This window comes from Neorhizobium sp. BETTINA12A, from assembly GCF_023006485.1.
GTDB lineage: Bacteria > Pseudomonadota > Alphaproteobacteria > Rhizobiales > Rhizobiaceae > Neorhizobium.
On record NZ_JALBGW010000019.1, the window covers coordinates 42,966 to 59,601 of the forward strand.

The 16,636-nt window shown below is 62.1% G+C and carries 14 protein-coding genes and 1 pseudogene; 8 read left to right on the forward strand and 7 right to left on the reverse strand.

Annotation, left to right across the window (positions count from 1 at the left end; genetic code table 11):
- The first annotated feature begins 75 nt into the window (after positions 1-75).
- Positions 76-366, forward strand: coding sequence for a hypothetical protein (locus tag MOV61_RS08290; protein WP_038548735.1), 291 nt, complete (start codon positions 76-78; stop codon positions 364-366).
- Positions 367-783: 417 nt separating this feature from the next.
- Positions 784-1,047: a DUF1488 domain-containing protein gene (locus MOV61_RS08295; RefSeq protein ID WP_038540019.1), complete on the forward strand. Its 264-nt coding sequence runs from the start codon at positions 784-786 to the stop codon at positions 1,045-1,047.
- Between the two features lie 70 nt (positions 1,048-1,117).
- On the opposite strand, the gene MOV61_RS08300 is transcribed toward MOV61_RS08295, so the two are convergent.
- Entirely contained in the window at positions 1,118-1,561 is a 444-nt protein-coding gene (locus MOV61_RS08300; RefSeq protein ID WP_247136227.1) for a hypothetical protein, read from the reverse strand.
- Between the two features lie 218 nt (positions 1,562-1,779).
- Here MOV61_RS08300 and adhP point away from each other — a divergent pair, with 218 nt between their 5' ends.
- Positions 1,780-2,808 (forward strand): alcohol dehydrogenase AdhP, encoded by a 1,029-nt coding sequence (gene adhP, locus MOV61_RS08305; RefSeq protein WP_247136228.1) that lies wholly within the window; start codon positions 1,780-1,782, stop codon positions 2,806-2,808.
- 49 nt (positions 2,809-2,857) lie between these two features.
- On the opposite strand, the gene MOV61_RS08310 is transcribed toward adhP, so the two are convergent.
- Positions 2,858-4,372 carry a bifunctional aminoglycoside phosphotransferase/ATP-binding protein gene (locus tag MOV61_RS08310; protein ID WP_247136229.1) on the reverse strand — a complete coding sequence of 505 codons (1,515 nt, stop codon included), beginning with the start codon at positions 4,370-4,372 and terminating at the stop codon, positions 2,858-2,860.
- Positions 4,373-4,617: 245 nt separating this feature from the next.
- Here MOV61_RS08310 and MOV61_RS08315 point away from each other — a divergent pair.
- The 5 genes and pseudogenes from MOV61_RS08315 to msrA form a co-directional block, all read left to right on the forward strand.
- Positions 4,618-4,827: pseudogene (locus MOV61_RS08315) on the forward strand (phosphate acetyltransferase); the annotation flags it as partial.
- On the forward strand, positions 4,824-6,008 hold the full coding sequence (locus tag MOV61_RS08320; RefSeq protein ID WP_247136230.1) for an acetate/propionate family kinase: 1,185 nt from the start codon (positions 4,824-4,826) through the stop codon (positions 6,006-6,008). The pseudogene MOV61_RS08315 and the gene MOV61_RS08320, both read left to right, overlap by 4 nt.
- A gap of 64 nt (positions 6,009-6,072) precedes the next feature.
- On the forward strand, positions 6,073-8,466 hold the full coding sequence (locus MOV61_RS08325) for a phosphoketolase (protein ID WP_247136231.1): 2,394 nt from the start codon (positions 6,073-6,075) through the stop codon (positions 8,464-8,466).
- A gap of 161 nt (positions 8,467-8,627) precedes the next feature.
- Positions 8,628-9,122 carry a peptide-methionine (R)-S-oxide reductase MsrB gene (gene msrB, locus MOV61_RS08330; RefSeq protein ID WP_247136232.1) on the forward strand — a complete coding sequence of 165 codons (495 nt, stop codon included), beginning with the start codon at positions 8,628-8,630 and terminating at the stop codon, positions 9,120-9,122.
- 43 nt (positions 9,123-9,165) lie between these two features.
- Positions 9,166-9,894, forward strand: coding sequence for a peptide-methionine (S)-S-oxide reductase MsrA (gene msrA / locus MOV61_RS08335; RefSeq protein WP_247136233.1), 729 nt, complete (start codon positions 9,166-9,168; stop codon positions 9,892-9,894).
- Between the two features lie 81 nt (positions 9,895-9,975).
- Here msrA and MOV61_RS08340 read toward each other — a convergent pair whose 3' ends face one another.
- The 5 genes from MOV61_RS08340 to MOV61_RS08360 all read right to left on the reverse strand — a co-directional run.
- Positions 9,976-11,436 carry an MFS transporter gene (locus tag MOV61_RS08340; RefSeq protein ID WP_247136234.1) on the reverse strand — a complete coding sequence of 487 codons (1,461 nt, stop codon included), beginning with the start codon at positions 11,434-11,436 and terminating at the stop codon, positions 9,976-9,978.
- 165 nt (positions 11,437-11,601) lie between these two features.
- On the reverse strand, positions 11,602-13,509 hold the full coding sequence (locus tag MOV61_RS08345; protein WP_247136235.1) for a diguanylate cyclase: 1,908 nt from the start codon (positions 13,507-13,509) through the stop codon (positions 11,602-11,604).
- 112 nt (positions 13,510-13,621) lie between these two features.
- Positions 13,622-14,071: a PTS sugar transporter subunit IIA gene (locus tag MOV61_RS08350; protein WP_247136236.1), complete on the reverse strand. Its 450-nt coding sequence runs from the start codon at positions 14,069-14,071 to the stop codon at positions 13,622-13,624.
- Positions 14,072-14,104: 33 nt separating this feature from the next.
- Positions 14,105-14,797, reverse strand: a complete 693-nt coding sequence (locus MOV61_RS08355) for a response regulator transcription factor (protein WP_247136237.1) — start codon at positions 14,795-14,797, stop codon at positions 14,105-14,107.
- On the reverse strand, positions 14,794-16,636 hold a 1,843-nt coding region (locus tag MOV61_RS08360), incomplete at its 5' end, for a sensor histidine kinase KdpD (RefSeq protein WP_247136238.1). The genes MOV61_RS08355 and MOV61_RS08360, both read right to left, overlap by 4 nt.

The window sequence follows — 16,636 nt, forward strand, 5'->3', positions numbered from 1 at the left end:
CCGATCAAGGACTGTACATTGAACACGACCGAGAACACCAAAACGACCACCGCCCCGACGCCGGCGGCGCATGCGCTGACTGTCGAGCTGACGCCGACCCAGGTCAGGGGCCTCAAGCTGGCGAAGGATGGCGACCTGTTCCCGCAGGAAGCCAAGAAGTGGACGCATCTGAACGCGGTCGTGACTTACGCGCGGAACGACCGGTTCAAGGAACGGCCGCAGAAGATCAAGTTCCTGACGACGACGACGCTGAACGAACTGCGGGAACACGGCCTTCTGCGTGTCCTCAACGAGGACGTCTCGGTGGAAGAATCGGCGCATGGAATCACCATGGCCGGCAAGATATGGCTTCTGAAGAACAAATAACCGATATGCGGTCATACCGTGCGATATGCAGCAGCCGGATCATTTGAAATACGGCTGCAGCAGATCTCTCTTCTCTTGAGAAGCAGAGAGAAATACCCTTGTATTTGTCCGTTTTCGACCCATATTAGCCGCAGGTAGCAGATTCAGAACGGGCGCTGCGATCAAGGGCGCGAGCCCTGGCCCCAAGGAGGAGGACGGCATGTCTTCCATCAGGCGAATCCAACCTTCTTCCCAGACAGGCCCGCAGTTACATCGGGTGGGCTATGCACACCTGTTCCGCATCGCGGTGCCGGCTGTTTGCATGGCATTCATTCTCTTCATCCTGCTTCGCGACCTATTCTGACCTGGCAATGCGCATCATCAGAAACCCGGAACGCCGCCCCCAGAGAACGCGTTCCATCTCGAATTGAAACCATCATGACCCTGATATTTCCGAATAGAAGCCGCAGTTTCGACGAAGCGCGCAAGGTCGTTCGCTTCCTGGGCTATGACGGCATGTTCGAAGTCAGGTTTTTCGTGGAAGCCGAAGCACTCGCCAGCAGAACGGCGACAGGCATGTCGGAGAACGATTACCTTCAGGCCTTTGATGCGGCCAGATCCAGCATCCAGGATGCTGCAATGAGGGCATATCGCCCCAATCGAGGCACTACCTATACGCTGACGGCGGCCGATCTCGGCTAATTCGGATGGAAATCTGATCGCCTACCGAGAGGCGGCCCGCTGCCTTCGAGGCTCCGGGCGCTCAACGCGGTCAATGAACCGTGGCCCGGTCAGTGCCCATATCATAGACCAATCCATCGTCCCAAGGTCCCGCGTCCCTGAGTGTATCGAGGCTGCCCCAGTCTCTCGATGCGGAGGACCAGAAATGGACCTTCTCACACCCGTCCAGTTTTGCCCTTAGCTTGGCGAATTCGAAAAGACGTTTTGCAACGCGCTGGTCATCGAGAAGGCTGACGGATGCAAAGATCGGGATTTCGAGCTGACGCCCGTAGACCGGGTGCTCGCGGGCAAAGACGTGGCAAAGGCCTCGAACATACCCTTGCGCATCCGTCACCGCCAGCCAATCACGGCGCAATGAGGCCGAAGCGGTCAGCCGCTTCCATCGCTGCAGATCCAGCCCCGACATGACCAGCTGGGCGACCGCGTAAGCACGATAGACATCCGCAGCGTTGAGGACACCCACGTCGTAATCCATCTTCATATCCTCGCTCCAGGAAGGCCCATGCAGATCGCCCGGGCCGGCTCTCCAAACCCTATTTCTGAGTGCTATCGGCGCCATGAACATTGACGCGCATCAACGGACGCAGGGTTGAACCGTCGGCGTCGGCCCCGCGCTTGCGCTGGGTCAATGAAGCGGCCCGCGTCAGAGATAATCGTTGCGGCATTCATGCTTCCCACAACAAGGAGACGAACATGACGCGAACGATGAAAGCCGCTGTCGTGCACCAATTCGGCAAGCCACTTGCGATCGAATGCGTCCCGGTGCCCGTGCCGGGTCCAGGCGAAATCCTCGTCAAGGTCATGGCCTGCGGCGTCTGCCACACCGACCTTCACGCCGCCGATGGCGACTGGCCCGTCAAGCCCAACCCGCCGTTCATCCCCGGACATGAGGCGGCCGGCATCGTCGTCGAGCTCGGCCCGGGTGTCACAGGATTGAAAGAAGGCGACGCCGTCGGCGTTGCCTGGCTGCACGACGCATGCCTTGCCTGCGAATATTGCGAGACCGGCTGGGAGACGCTTTGCGAGCACCAGCACAATACCGGCTATAGCTGCAATGGCGGATTTGCCGAATATGTCATCGCATCCGCCGCCTTTGCCGCAAGACTGCCGCAGAATGTCGATTTCGCGGCAATCTCGCCGATCCTCTGCGCCGGCGTGACCACCTACAAAGGCCTGAAGGAGACCGAAGCGAGGCCCGGCGAATGGGTGGCGATTTCCGGTATCGGCGGGCTTGGCCATGTCGCTATCCAATATGCCAAGGCAATGGGTTTTCATGTTGTGGCACTCGATGTCAGCCCGGAAAAGCTGGAGCTTGCCCGCAACCTCGGCGCCGATCTCGCCGTCGACGCCCGCTCGCTGACCGCCGTCGAGGATACGCTGAAGGCAACCGGCGGCGGTGCGCATGGCGTTCTGGTCACCGCCGTCTCGCCGCCGGCTTTCTCCCAGGCGATCCGGATGGTGAGACGCAAGGGAACTGTCAGCCTGGTCGGCCTACCGCCCGGCGAGTTCCCGACGCCGATCTTTGACGTCGTACTCAAACGTATCACGGTGCGCGGCTCGATTGTCGGGACACGACGCGATCTCGACGAGGCGATCGCCTTTGCCACGGAAGGCAAGGTCAAGGCGGAGATCCACAAGGCGCCGCTCGAAGAGATCAACGACATCTTCGCACGCCTGAAGGCCGGCAAGATTGACGGACGCATGGTGCTGGATTTTTCGTAAATACCCTTGTGATCATTCAGCGTCGGGCGATACACGTCCGGCGCCGAAATCATTCGTGCAGGATCGCGGCGGCAACCGCATCGGGCTCTTTCGAGGCATCGAGATGCCGCCAGGTTATATCCGTGGGCTTGCGGGCCAATTGCCCGGACAGCACGTCCGTGGTGGCATCCGAGGGGCCTCCTGCCCGTTCGCGGACCCGCTGCCAGAGCAGTTCCGGATCTGCCTCGAGCCAGATGCCCTGGAAGCTGGCATCGGTCTTTGCAGCCGCAGCCTCCATGAGGTGCCGGTTGTCCGGATCGTCGAAGACTGCGTCGGCGACGACCGATCCTCCCTGAGCCAGGATCAGTTCCGCATGCCTCGCCATCTCGTGATAGACCTTCCTCGATACATCGGGTTGATAGGCGGAGATGGGAAGTCTTGTCTCGGCCGAGACGCCATGCAGGGCTTTCCGGATACGATCGCTTTCGACGATCCTCGCTCCCGGCGGCGCGCCGACCATGGCGGCCAAGCAATCCGCGACCGTCGTCTTGCCGGAACCGCTGAGGCCGCCGATCGCGATCAGGCGCGGCGACGTTTCCCTCAGAAGACCATGGGCGAGATCGAAATAGGACTTCGCTTCCTGCCCCAGTCTGGCGGCATCCTGGCCTGGCTCTTCGGCCTGGGTCGCCGTCACATGCGCGCGGACCGCGGCCCTGATCGCCATCAGGAAAGACAGGAGGCAGAACCCGTCCTCGTCGTCCGTTTCATCGAGATAGCGGTTCATCACCAGATTGGCGAGATCGGGGAAACCGCGGTGCCAGAGATCCATCAGCAGAAAGGCAAGGTCATAGAGGACATCGACGGTGGCGATCCCGAGATTGAATTCGATGCAGTCGAACAGGCATGGCTTGCCGCCCAGCAGGCAGATATTGCGCAAGTGAAGATCGCCATGGCAACGGCGGACCTTGCCCGCCAGCGCCCGCCGGTCGAGAAGTTCGCTATGCCGCACGAGCCGGGACCGGAAGATCTCGCTGAGTTTCGCCACCTCTCCCGCACCGAAGACATGGCTGGTCGCAAACCCGGCATCGTTGATGTCGAGGACAGCCTCGATATTGGCCGCCCCGCCTCCTTTCGAAACAGCCGGTGCACGGCGATGATAGAACGCTATCATCCGGGCGGTCTGCGTCATCAGCTCCTGCGTCAGATGGCCAGCGATCGCCATCCGGTCAAAGAGGTGGCCCTGTTCGAACCGGGTCATTTCGACGACGGCATCGACGAGCGGCCCGTCGCCATCGAACTCCAAAGTGCCGGCGTCCGAGCGGGTGATCCGCCGCGCGCCGATATAGAGACCGGGAGCAGTCTCGCTGTTCAGCGCGACTTCCTTGCGGCAGGCATCCTCACGGATCGCGGCACTCGAGAAATCGAGATAGGGAAGTTTGAGCGCTTTCTTCAGCTTGTAGACCCGGTCGCCGACGAGGAAAATCAATGAGATATGCGTCTCCATCCGTTCGACGGGGACTGCGATCCCATAGGATGCCGGGTTGGCCAGAAAGGCTGCCGTCTTGCTCTGATCGTCTGTCATCATAGCTGCACCTTATGCTGAACGGCACCGGCCCGACAGTCCACGGATCGCGGCGTCGGCACATTGAGCTGTGTCAAGGAAAGCGGCTCCGTTCCGGGCGACACAGGTCATCGTAGGCGCCCCCTCATGCGCTCTCAGCGAGAGGAACAGGTCGATTCCCGTGGACATCATGCTCAGACATCACGGCCGTTACGAGGCCATCATCCGCCAAGCGATTTCGCTGCCGGCGATGCGGACGGCAGTCGTGCATCCTGCTGGTTCCCGATCTCGAAGCCGGGAACATGCTCGCCAAGCAGCTCATTTATTTCGCCGGTGCAGACGCCGCAGGACTGGTCCTCGGCGCCCGGGTTCCTATCATACTGACAAGCCGCGCAGACCCGGCCAAGGTTCGAACCGCGTCGGCCGCTCTTGCGAGGCTCACCGCTGCGAAACGACTTGAAGCAAGGATGCCTCTATGACGGACAACCTTCTCCTGACGTTCAATGCCGGCTCTTCGACGGTGAAGATCGGCATCTTCAAGGTGGACGGCGACAGGCCGGAACGGATCGGCAAGGCCGTCGTCGATTTCGGGACCTACCCGCTGACGCTGCATCTGAAGGAAGGCCCGGAACAGTTCGAGCTGCCGCTGAAGGGCGAGGCCGGCGACGATCTCGCCGAGTTGATGGACGAGGTGTTCGGGGAACTCGGCAAACATTTCGACCTCGACGCCGTCACGTCCGCCGGCCACCGGATCGTCCATGGCGGCGACGTGTTCGGTGGCCCGGTGGAACTGGCGGCCGAGACGATCGCCAAGGTCCAGTCGTTGACGGAACTGGCGCCGCTTCACCAGCCGCAGGCGCTACGGATGATCAGGGCCATCAGGCACCTGCGGCCGGCGCTTTTCCAGACCGGCTCCTTCGACACCACCTTCCATGCGACGCAGGCAGACCTCGTGCGGCGTCTCGCCATCCCCCGCGCCTATCACGACCAGGGCATCAAACGGTACGGCTTCCACGGACTTTCCTACCGGTATGTGGCTGGTGCACTCGTCCGGGAGGCCCCGGACATCGCGAACGGCAAAGTCGTCATCGCCCATCTCGGCAGCGGCGCCAGCCTCTGCGCCATCGAGAACGGAGAGAGCCGCGATTCCAGCATGGGATTTTCGACGCTCGACGGCATTCCGATGGCGACGAGGCCGGGCTGGCTCGATCCCGGCGTGGTGCTGCATTTCCTGGGTCCGCTCGGGAAATCGGTCGAGGAGGTGGAGGACATGCTCTACCACAAGTCCGGCCTGCTCGGCGTCTCGGGCCTCAGCGGTGATACCCGCGAACTGATCGCGGACGGCGGCAGCCAGGCCCGGGAGGCAATCGATCTCTTCGCGCTCAGGATCGCCGGCGAGGTCGGAAGGCTTGCCTCGACGCTCGGCGGTCTCGATGCGCTGGTCTTCACCGCTGGCATCGGGGAGAACCAGCCGGAGGTCCGGAAGCGCATCGCCGAACGCCTGCTCTGGCTCGGCGTCGAACTGGATACGGCGGCAAACCACAGCAACGCCCTGAAGATCAGCACGCCCGCGGCCTGCGTCGCGGTTTATGTCATCCCGACCGACGAGGAACGGATGATCGCCGAGGAATGCCTCGCCATCCTCAATTCGCAGCCTTGATCCATGTCATGAGCCCGGGTGGAAACCCGCGGTAGATGTGGTCGACCTATCGAAGGAGAATGAGATGCAACTCAAGACCATCGAGCCGGAAAACCATGAGACGACGGCGGAGGAACTGGCGCTCATCGACCGCTACTGGCGGGCGGCGAACTATCTCTCCGTCGGACAGATCTATCTGCTCGACAATCCGCTCCTCAAGGAGCCGCTGAAGCCGGAGCATATCAAGCCGCGGCTGCTCGGCCACTGGGGCACCACCCCCGGCCTCAACTTCATCTATGCGCATCTCAACCGGATCATCCGCAACCGCGATCTCAGCATGATCTACGTCTGCGGTCCCGGCCACGGTGGGCCGGGCATGGTCGCCAGCACCTATCTCGAAGGCACCTATAGCGAGATCTATCCGGAGATTGGCGAGGACGCGGCCGGCATGCGAAGACTGTTCCGGCAGTTCTCCTTCCCCGGCGGCATTCCGAGCCACGCGGCACCGGAAACGCCAGGCTCCGTCCATGAAGGCGGCGAACTTGGCTATGCGCTGGTGCACGCCTTCGGCGCGGCCTTCGACAATCCGGATCTGGTGGTCGCCTGCGTCGTCGGCGATGGCGAGGCCGAAACCGGTCCGCTTGCCGCGAGCTGGCATTCGAACAAGTTCCTCAACCCTGCCCGCGACGGTGCCGTGCTGCCGATCCTGCATCTCAACGGCTACAAGATCGCCAACCCGACGCTGCTCGGCCGCATGGCCGACGAGGATATCGACCATCTTTTCCGCGGCTACGGCTATGAACCGTTCTTCGTGGAAGGTCACGAACCGGACAAGATGCACCGGCAGATGGCCGCCACCCTGGACAAGGTCTTCGACCGTATACGCGCAATCCAGGCTCAGGCGCGCGAAGGCAAGGTACCAGATACCTGCCCACGCTGGCCGATGATCGTGCTGCGCAGCCCGAAAGGCTGGACCGGCCCGAAGGAAGTCGACGGCAAGAAGGTCGAAGGTTTCTGGCGCGCCCATCAGGTGCCGGTCTCCGGCTGCCGCGAGGATGACGGCCACCGCAAGATCCTCGAGGACTGGATGCGGAGCTACGACCCGGAAGACCTTTTCGACGGCAATGGCCGGCTGAAGGAGGAGTTGCGCGCACTTTCGCCCGGGGGCGAACGACGCATGGGGGCTAACCCGCATGCCAATGGCGGCCTCATTCGCAAAGAACTCGTCGTGCCCGACATCCGCGACTATGCGGTGCCGGTGAAGGCGCCGGGCAGCGAAATGGTTCAGACGACGGAGATACTCGGCAGATACCTGCGCGACGTGCTGAAGCTCAACGATAACAGTTCCAACTTCCGGATCTTTGGCCCGGACGAAACGGAATCGAACCGGCTCGGCAATGTCTTCGAGGCCACCTCCCGCGTCTGGATGGAGCGGATCGAGCCCTACGACGTGCACCTGTCGCGCGACGGCCGGGTGATGGAGGTGCTGTCCGAGCATCTCTGCCAGGGCTGGCTGGAAGGTTATCTGCTGACCGGCCGGCACGGTTTCTTCTCGTGCTACGAGGCCTTCATCCACATCGTCGACTCGATGTTCAACCAGCATGCAAAGTGGTTGAAAGTGTCGCGCGAACTGCCGTGGCGCAAGCCCGTTTCCTCGCTCAACTACCTGCTGACCTCGCATGTCTGGCGGCAGGACCACAACGGCTTTTCCCATCAGGACCCCGGCTTCGTCGACCTCGTCGCCAACAAGAAGGCGGATATCGTGCGTATCTACCTGCCGCCGGATGCCAATACGCTTCTATGGATCGGCGACCACTGCCTGAAGACCTGGGACCGCGTCAACGTCATCGTCGCCGGCAAGCAGCCCGAGCCGCAATGGCTGACGATGGACGAGGCGATCCGGCACTGCGAGGCAGGCATCGGCATCTGGGACTGGGCAAGCAACGAGGGCGGGGCGGTCGAGCCGGACGTGGTGATGGCCTGCGCCGGGGACGTGCCGACGCTCGAGACGCTTGCGGCAGTCTCCCTGTTGCGCGAAGCGATCCCCGACTTGAGGATCCGCGTCGTCAATATCGTCGACCTGCTCGCCCTGCAATCTCAGGACCAGCATCCGCACGGACTGCCGGACGCGGAATTCGACCGGCTGTTCACCACCGACCGGCCGGTGATCTTCGCCTATCACGGCTATCCCTACCTCATCCACCGGCTGACCTACAAACGCACCAATCACCAGAACATCCATGTGCGCGGCTTCATCGAGGAAGGCACGACGACAACGCCCTTCGACATGACGGTGCTGAACGAACTCGACCGGTTCCACCTCGCTATCGAGGCAATCGCGCGCGTTCCCGGACTGAAGGAAAAGGCGGCTGATGTGGTCGACATGCTGAAGAGCAAGCTTGGCGAACACACCCGTTATGTTCGCGAACATGGCGAAGACATGCCGGAAATCCAGAACTGGAAATGGCCGGCGCGCTGATGTCGTATTCATGAAGGTCCTGGCCTCCGGGTCGGGGCCTTACCCGTTCGGGAAACTTGCGCCAGATCACGTTTCGGTGTTTCCCGGCGATGTGTGTAACCAACATCACGCCTCTTCCGTAATCATGCAGGAAAGCAGATTATGGACCGGGAGGTTCCGCCATGATGAACAGACGCATATTCCTGGCCGGCAGCGCGCTGACGCTGGCCGCAGTCCCTCTGGCCGCGAGCATCCGCTCGACGTTCGCGGCGGCCGGAAACAGTTTCCCCGTGACCCATACGGCGGACGAGTGGCGCAAGCTTTTGACGCCGGAGCAGTACAATATCCTGCGCGAGGAAGGCACCGAATATCCCGGCAGCAGCGCGCTCCTCAATGAGCATCGCAAGGGCACGTTCGCCTGCGTCGGCTGTGACCAGGCGCTTTTCTCGTCGGAGACGAAATTCGAAAGCGGCACCGGCTGGCCGAGCTTCTGGGCGCCCCTTAAGGACGCCGTCGGCACGGTGAGCGACACGACGCTCGGCATGGTCCGCGTCGCCGTTCATTGCGCCCGTTGCGGCGGCCATCTCGGCCATGTCTTCGACGACGGACCGAAGCCGACCGGCCTGCGCTACTGCATGAATGGCGCAGTCATGAAATTCCGTGCCGTATCGGCCTGATCCGCCGCCCTATCCTTCATTCACTTCGGTTGAGGAGACCGCCATGAAAAACAGAACGAAAACACCCTATACCCTCACCGCCTTTGCCGGCACTGCGCTGGTTTTGGCAGGCCTGACGTTTGGCGCGGCCAGCAGCGCTACGGCCGAGGAAGGAATTGCCATCCCCGCTCCCGCGATCGACCAGGCGGCGAGCACGGCTGCGACCGAAACCGCCATCTTCGCCGGCGGCTGTTTCTGGGGTGTCCAGGGCGTGTTCCAGCATGTCGAAGGCGTCAAGAACGCCGTCTCCGGATATGCCGGCGGCGCCAAGGATACCGCCGCCTACGAGACGGTCGGTTACGGCAAGACGGGCCACGCGGAATCGGTCCGGGTCACCTTCGATCCGAAAAAGGTCACCTACGGGCACCTGCTGCAGATCTATTTCTCGGTCGCGCATGATCCGACCCAGCTCAACCGCCAGGGGCCGGATACGGGTACGCAGTATCGCTCGACGGTCTTCCCGACCAGCGAGGAACAGGCCCGCGTCGCAAAAGCCTATATCGACCAGCTCAACAAGGCCAAAATCTTCCATGCGGCGATTGCCACGACGATCGAGCCGGGCAAGGCCTTCTATCCGGCGGAAGCCTACCATCAGGACTTCCTGACCCAGAACCCGACCTATCCCTATATCGTCTATAACGACCTGCCGAAGATCGAGAACCTGAAGAAGCTGTTCCCGAGCGACTACCGCGACAAGCCGGTCCTGGTCGCACAGGCCGGTATCGGCAACTGAGCCCGTAACATACGGCTCCCGTACTGCTTTAGTCCAAACGATATCGCCGCCCGTCCGGCGATATCGGCCGTCTCGAAGGCCTCAGCCTTCCTGCGCCGCCTCGGTACGCCGTGCAACGCCCGGAACGCAGAGGCAGGCGACGATGATGAGCGCAGTGATCAGGAACATCGCGATGAAGGTCATGTGCAGCGCGTGCTGAAGCGCGGACCTGATGGGCGAACCGGCCGCAAGTCCGCCGCCGACGCCCTGCAGCAGATCGCGCAACTGATCGGACGTGATCGGCCCCGTAATGGAATTGGCAAGCCCGTAGGTCAGGACGGCGCCGAGAAGCGCTGCACCGAGCGTGCTGCCGAGATTGCGGGAAAAGACGTTGGAGGCCGTCGCGCTGCCGCGTTCGGACCAGCCGACATTGTCCTGGATGATCACCAGGCCAGAGATATTGAGCAGGCCCATGCCGAAGCCCATCAGCAGCGAGCCGGCGCCTGCCTGGACGGGCGAGCTTTCCGGCGTCAGCAGCACCAGGAGAAACGCCCCGACCGGAACGAAGAGGCTGCCGGCGATCATCAGCGGCCGCAGTCCGAAGCGCGGGAACATCCGCGAGGCGAAGGTCCCGCCGCTCGGCCAGCCGACCAGCAGCATGGTCAGCGTGAACCCGGCCACCAGCGGCGAGCGGTTGAGCACCGTCTGCACGTACATCGGCAGGAAGGTCGTCAGCCCCATGATCGCCATGCTGGAGAGAAAGACCGCCGTATTGGCAAAAGCGATCGGCCGCTTCAGCCAGAGTTCCAGAGAAACCATCGGAGCCGAGGCGCGCCGCTCCTGCCAGATGAACAGCAGGAAGCTGACGAGGAAGATCGCCAGCGAAACGAACAGATAGCCGGTGGCACCTTCGGTTTCGGTGAGCGCGATCATCAGCGCGGAGATGGCCACGGCGAAGAGGCCTGCCCCCAGAAAGTCAATTGATGCCGTCCGGGTCTGCTTTTCTTCTTGCAGGTACACGATGAAGCCAATCGCCGACATGATACCGATCGGCACGTTGATCCAGAACACCCAGGCCCAAGGCAGGCTGTGGACGATGATGCTGCCGAGTAGCGGCCCGACGACCGCAGAAAGCGCCCAGACGCTGGCCAGATATCCCTGGACCTTGCCACGTTCCGCCCCCGGATAAAGATCACCGACGACCGTCATGATGACCGGCTGGATCGCACCGGCACCGATGCCCTGCAACAGCCTAAAGGCGATCATCGACGGCATCGACCAGGCAAAACCTGCCAGAACGGAGGCGATCAGGAAGATTGCCGTACCGAACAGAATAATCGGCTTGCGACCGTAGATGTCGGAAAGCTTGCCGAACACCACGGTCATAGCGGTCTGTGCCAGCAGGAAGGAGGAGAAGACCCAGCTATAGAGGTTCAATTGACCGAGTTGGGCGGCGATCTGCGGCATGGCCGTCGAGACGATCGTCGCCTCGATTGCGATCATCGCCATACTTGCCATGACGGCCGCAATGACGAGCGCCCGGTTCGAGCTTGGATTGGTCATGGGTTCACCTGGGAACGCCGCGGGGCGAACACGATAGGGATGGATGTTCGGCGGTCAAACGGCCGTCGGTGGGGGATGTTTCTTAGTATTCCCCTCCGGGCCGACGTCAAGCGCGAAATCTGGCATTTATCAAGGATATAACGGGCCCATGAACGTGGCAGGCGGTCAGACGGACTTGATTTCCGGCCGGACGGTGGTCCTGGCCGCCTCGTCCCCGCCAGCCGCGACCTGATTGCGACCGCTGTTTTTCGCCCGGTAAAGCGCATGGTCGGCGCGCTCGAACAGTTCCGCAGTTGTCAGCTTGACGCCTCCTGCGGGATAGAAGGTCGCGGTGCCTATGCTGATCGTCACGTGCCCCCAGGGAAGGTTCTTCTCGTGTGGCAATTGAAGGCCGGCGACGCGCTGGCGGATGTTTTCCGCTGCCTTCAACGCACCGGCGCCATTCGTATCCGGCAACAGGACCGCAAGTTCCTCGCCGCCATAACGGGCGGCGAGATCCTTCGACCGACGGATCGAACCGCGCACGACAGTGGCAACCGCTCGCAGACAGTCGTCGCCGGAGGCGTGGCCATAGGTATCGTTGAACAGCTTGAAGTGGTCCGCGTCGATCATCAGAAGGGAGAGCGGCGCGTATTGCTGTGCCGCCTGCAACACCATGTCCTCGAAATGGACATTGAAGGAGCGGCGATTGGCGAGCTGGGTAAGTTCGTCGGTATTGGCGAGCGCATCCAGCTCTTCCTGGAGGCTCTTCTGACGCGTGACGTCGCGTGTGACGGCAACAATGCGGATATCGGTACCGCCGGTGCCGCCCGGCAGCCTGTTCAAAGTGGTCTCGAGCCAGATCTGCTTGCCGTCGGCCCGTTTGCGCCGGACGATCATGTTTTCCCTGGTAGACCCTTCCCGCAACCGGGCCATGACCTCGGTGACGGCACCGTGATCGTCCTCATGCAGGTTCTCGAGAATATGAGTGCCAAGCATCGCCTCGGCGTCGACACCGAGTATCTCCCTGACCGATGGCGAGAGATATTCCCTGATCCCATGGCCGTTGAAGCGCTGGATCAGGTCGCCCGAACCTTCCGCAAGCAGCCGGAATTCCGCTTCGCGCGCCACCAGCAGTGCTTCGCTCGCCCGCCGCAACATCACCTGGCGCCGCCAGCGCCAAACCAGGAAGCCGGTGATCGCCACTAGGATAAGGCACGCGACCCATCGTATCCGCGCGCCCTTCATCCAGGTCGCCAGCGCTTCGGACTGGGATACCGCAGCAAGTCCGACCAGGCCGCTGCGCTCGCTCTGATAAAAGCCGCCTATGCGTTGCAGGCCATCAATCGGGGAGACGTAGTGATAGGAGCCGGAATGCCGTTGGCGGAGATGGTCCGTGAACAGATCGTAGGACGAGATGCTCGATCCAAGCAGCGTCTGGAGGAATGGCGCACGCGCCAGCACGACGCCGTCGCGGCGAACCAACAGGAACGAGCCCTCGCTGCCCAGGCTGAAGCCCTGAAAGAAGTTGGTCAATTCGGTGAGGATGAATGCCGCCAGCGCAACGCCGCCGAAACTTCCGTCCGGATTGCTGATCCTCTGCGTGACCGGCAATATCCACTGACCGTTCAACTTGTTCTTCAACGGCCTGCCCAATACGGGCTCGCGCGTGTCTGAGGATTGGTGGAATACAAAATACTCCCTATCCGAAAAATTCATGCCGCTGGCGTCGATCGAAGACGATGTTGCGACCATTCTGCCATCGGCATCGAAGACGGCGAGGGCGTCGAGCCAAGGGGTGGTCTCGACCTGGCGTTTCATCACCTGGGTGATCTTTGCCGGCATGTCCACCACGTCGCGTTCCTGCTCGATGCGGGTGATCAGGGCCGCCAGCGGAAACCTCGCCATGTCGACCGTGTCGTCGGCATGCTGCACCAGCGCCTTGGCCGTCTGGGCCAGGCCCGCCTCGATGCCGGCGACCTGGGACCTCCAGCTGGAATATTCTCCCCAGGCGATCAGGCCGACGAAGCCGGAGACAGCAAATGCAACGGCAGCAAACGTCCTGGCGGGCAGGAATTTGATTGCACCTATCATCTCTCTCTCCCAAACCGACGCAACAGGGCGCCCCAGGAGTTGCGATCCGCCGGTCAAGGACATTAGGAAGAAGTCGTTTACGTTCGCCTAATCCAACTTACCCGCATTTTAATCATAGATTTGCTGGGCAAAGACGCGAATGAACGTCCTGGACGCCGGCAGCTCGCCGAATGGCTGCAGCCACCTCCTCCTCACGCACGCGCCGCGCGATGCAGGACAGAATATTCAAGTGGTCCGAACGGTTCTGCGGATTGAGAAGCAGGAATACGAGATCGACCGGCTCGTCGTCCACCGCCTCGAAATCGACCGGCTTCGCCAGCCGCGCGAAAAGGCAGAAATGCCGATCGAGGCCCTGCACGTTTGCATGCGGAATGGCAATGCCGGCACCGATCCCTGTCGAACCCAGGGCTTCGCGGTTGGTCAGCACCCGGACGGTCTCGCCGGCATCGAGCGCCAGCCTTTCGGCGGCCAGCGCGGCGAGTTGCCGGATCAGGATCGCCTTCGACGGCGGCGCCAGATCCAGCACGATATTCTCCGGCGGGAGATAATCCCGAAGTTTCATGGGGGTCATGTCCATTGATGAAAATAGCAGCGCCTATTGGCCTTCCTGCAGCCGATAACCGACGCCGGTTTCGGTCAGGATATATTGCGGCTGATCGGGCGCTTTCTCGATCTTCTGGCGAAGCTGGCGCACATAGACGCGCAGGTATTGCACGTCGGTCAGGCCGTCCCAGACATGTTCGAGGAGGAACCGGTGGGTCAGGACCTTACCCGCATGCTGCACCAGGATACGCAGGATGTCGTATTCCTTCGGCGACAGCTTGATCTCCCGGTCGGCAACCTTGACGATGCGCTTGACGAGGTCGACCGAAAGCTCACCGGTCTGGAAGACGGGTTTTTCGCCCTGTGTCTGCAGCCGATGGCGCAGTGCCACCCGGATGCGGGCGACGAGTTCGTTCATGCCGAAGGGTTTCGCCACATAGTCGTCGGCGCCGAGTTCGAGCGCCTTGACGATGCCGGCCTCGTCGGTGCGACTGGAGAGGATGACAATCGGCAAATCCAGCCCCTCGCCCCGCCATCTGGCGAGCAGATCGTGACCCGGCATATCCGGCAGGCCGAGATCGAGGATGATCAGGTCCGGCTTTTCTGATCTTACGAGATCGATCGCGACCTTGGCATTCATCGCCTCGCTGACGGCATAACCCTGGGTGGAGAGGCCCACGCGCAAGAGCTTGCGGATCGGCGGCTCGTCATCGACGATCAGGACGCGCACCGCGGTATTGGTCATTCCTGTTCTCCCATAATGGGCATTTCAGTCGGCACCGGCATCCGGATCGTGAAGATCGCACCCGGGCGATCGGACCGGTTGGACGCCCGGATTGTACCGCCCATGGCCTCGATGAAGCCGCGGCAGATGGAAAGGCCGAGTCCCGTGCCTGCCCGCACATGGTCACCCTTCCGCACCCTGTAGAAACTGTCGAAGATCCGCTCCAGATCGTCGGGCGGGATGCCAGGTCCCTCGTCCATCACCGAGATAAGGATTGAACCGCCATCCTGCCAGCCACGGATATCGATGACTGTGTCTTCCGGCGCGTACTTGGCGGCATTGTCGATGAGGTTGAACAGGACCTGCTCGAACAGGACCGGATCGACCTTCAGCATCGGCATGTCGGCGGGAATGCGGACATTGAGCTTGTGGGCGGAGACAATCTTCGCGGTCCGGCTCAAGGCCGTGCCAACGATATCGCCGGCGAAATGAAAGGCGTAGTTCGGCTCCATGGCACCGGAGCCGATGCGGGTCATATCGAGCAGGTTGGAGATGAAACGGTTCAGTCGCTCGGACTCGTCGACGACGCTGGTCAGCAGTTCGGCACGCGCCTCTTCCGGAATGTCGGCGCCAAAATCCTTGAGCGTGCCCGCCGACCCCATGATCGCGGCAAGCGGCGTCTTCAGGTCATGCGAGATCGAGGTGAGCAGCGCGGTGCGCAGGCGGTCGGTCTCGGCGGCGAGCTTGGCCTTGTCGACATCGGAGACAAGCTGGATGCGCTCGATCGCCAGCGCTGCCTGATCTGTCAGCGCATCGAACAGCCGCTGCTGTTCAGGGGTGAGCAATGGTCCCTGCTTATCGTTGTCGAGACCGATGACGCCGACCGCTTCGCGGCCGGTGCGCATCGGCAGGTAAAGACGTTTGGCCCCCGGCAACGTGTCGGCGGCGCGGCCGGCCGGGCGATTATGCTCCCAGGCCCATTTGGCGGCGGCGATATCCGCATCCACCAGCGTGTCGTCCGGCGGGTAACCGGCCTTGACGGCGATCGAGCCGTTTTCCGGCAGCAGGATGACTACGCGGACTTTCAGCATCGAGGCTATCTGGAAGGCGGTCGCCCAGAGCACATCGTCCAGCGTGCCGGTACCGGCGAGTTTCTTCGAGAAGAGATAGAGGTCTTCGGTGGTGCGCGCCCGCTGGCGGGCCGCCTCCGCCTGGCGCTGCACGGCCGCCGTCAGGTTTGAAGCAACGACCGCGACGCCAAGATAAAAGAACAGCGCCACCAGGCTTTCCGGATCCCGGACCGTAAACGTGTAGCGCGGTTCGAGAAAAAAGAAGTTGAAGGAGAGCGCCCCGGCCACCGAAGCGAACAGGCCCGGCCCCAGCCCGCCGCGCACCGCGGCCGCCAACACCGCCATGAGGAAAACGAGGGCAAGATTGCGGACGTCGAGCGTCTGGTCGAGCGCAGCACCGGCGATGATCGCGAGAGCCACGAAAATCGTACTTTTGACATAGGGCTTGAAGCGGAAGGCCTTGGGCAGCTGCGCCGCCTTCAGGCCTCGTTTCGGTTCGCCTTCCTTGGTGTCGCCGGAGATGACATGGACGCTGATATCGCCCGCGTAGCGGATCAGGTCATAGGTAACCGACCCCTGCAAGATCTGCCGCCAGCGCGGTCTGGCCGGGCGTCCGACGACGATATGGGTGAAGTTGTTGGCATTCGCATAAGCAATGATCTCGCGCGACGGCTGCAGCGCCGGTAGCGTCACGGTCTCGCCGCCGAGCTGTTCGGCCAGCCGCATGTTGGCCGCCAGCCGGTCCTTGTCCTGTTCGGGCAGATTGACCGATTGCGGCGTTTCCAGATGC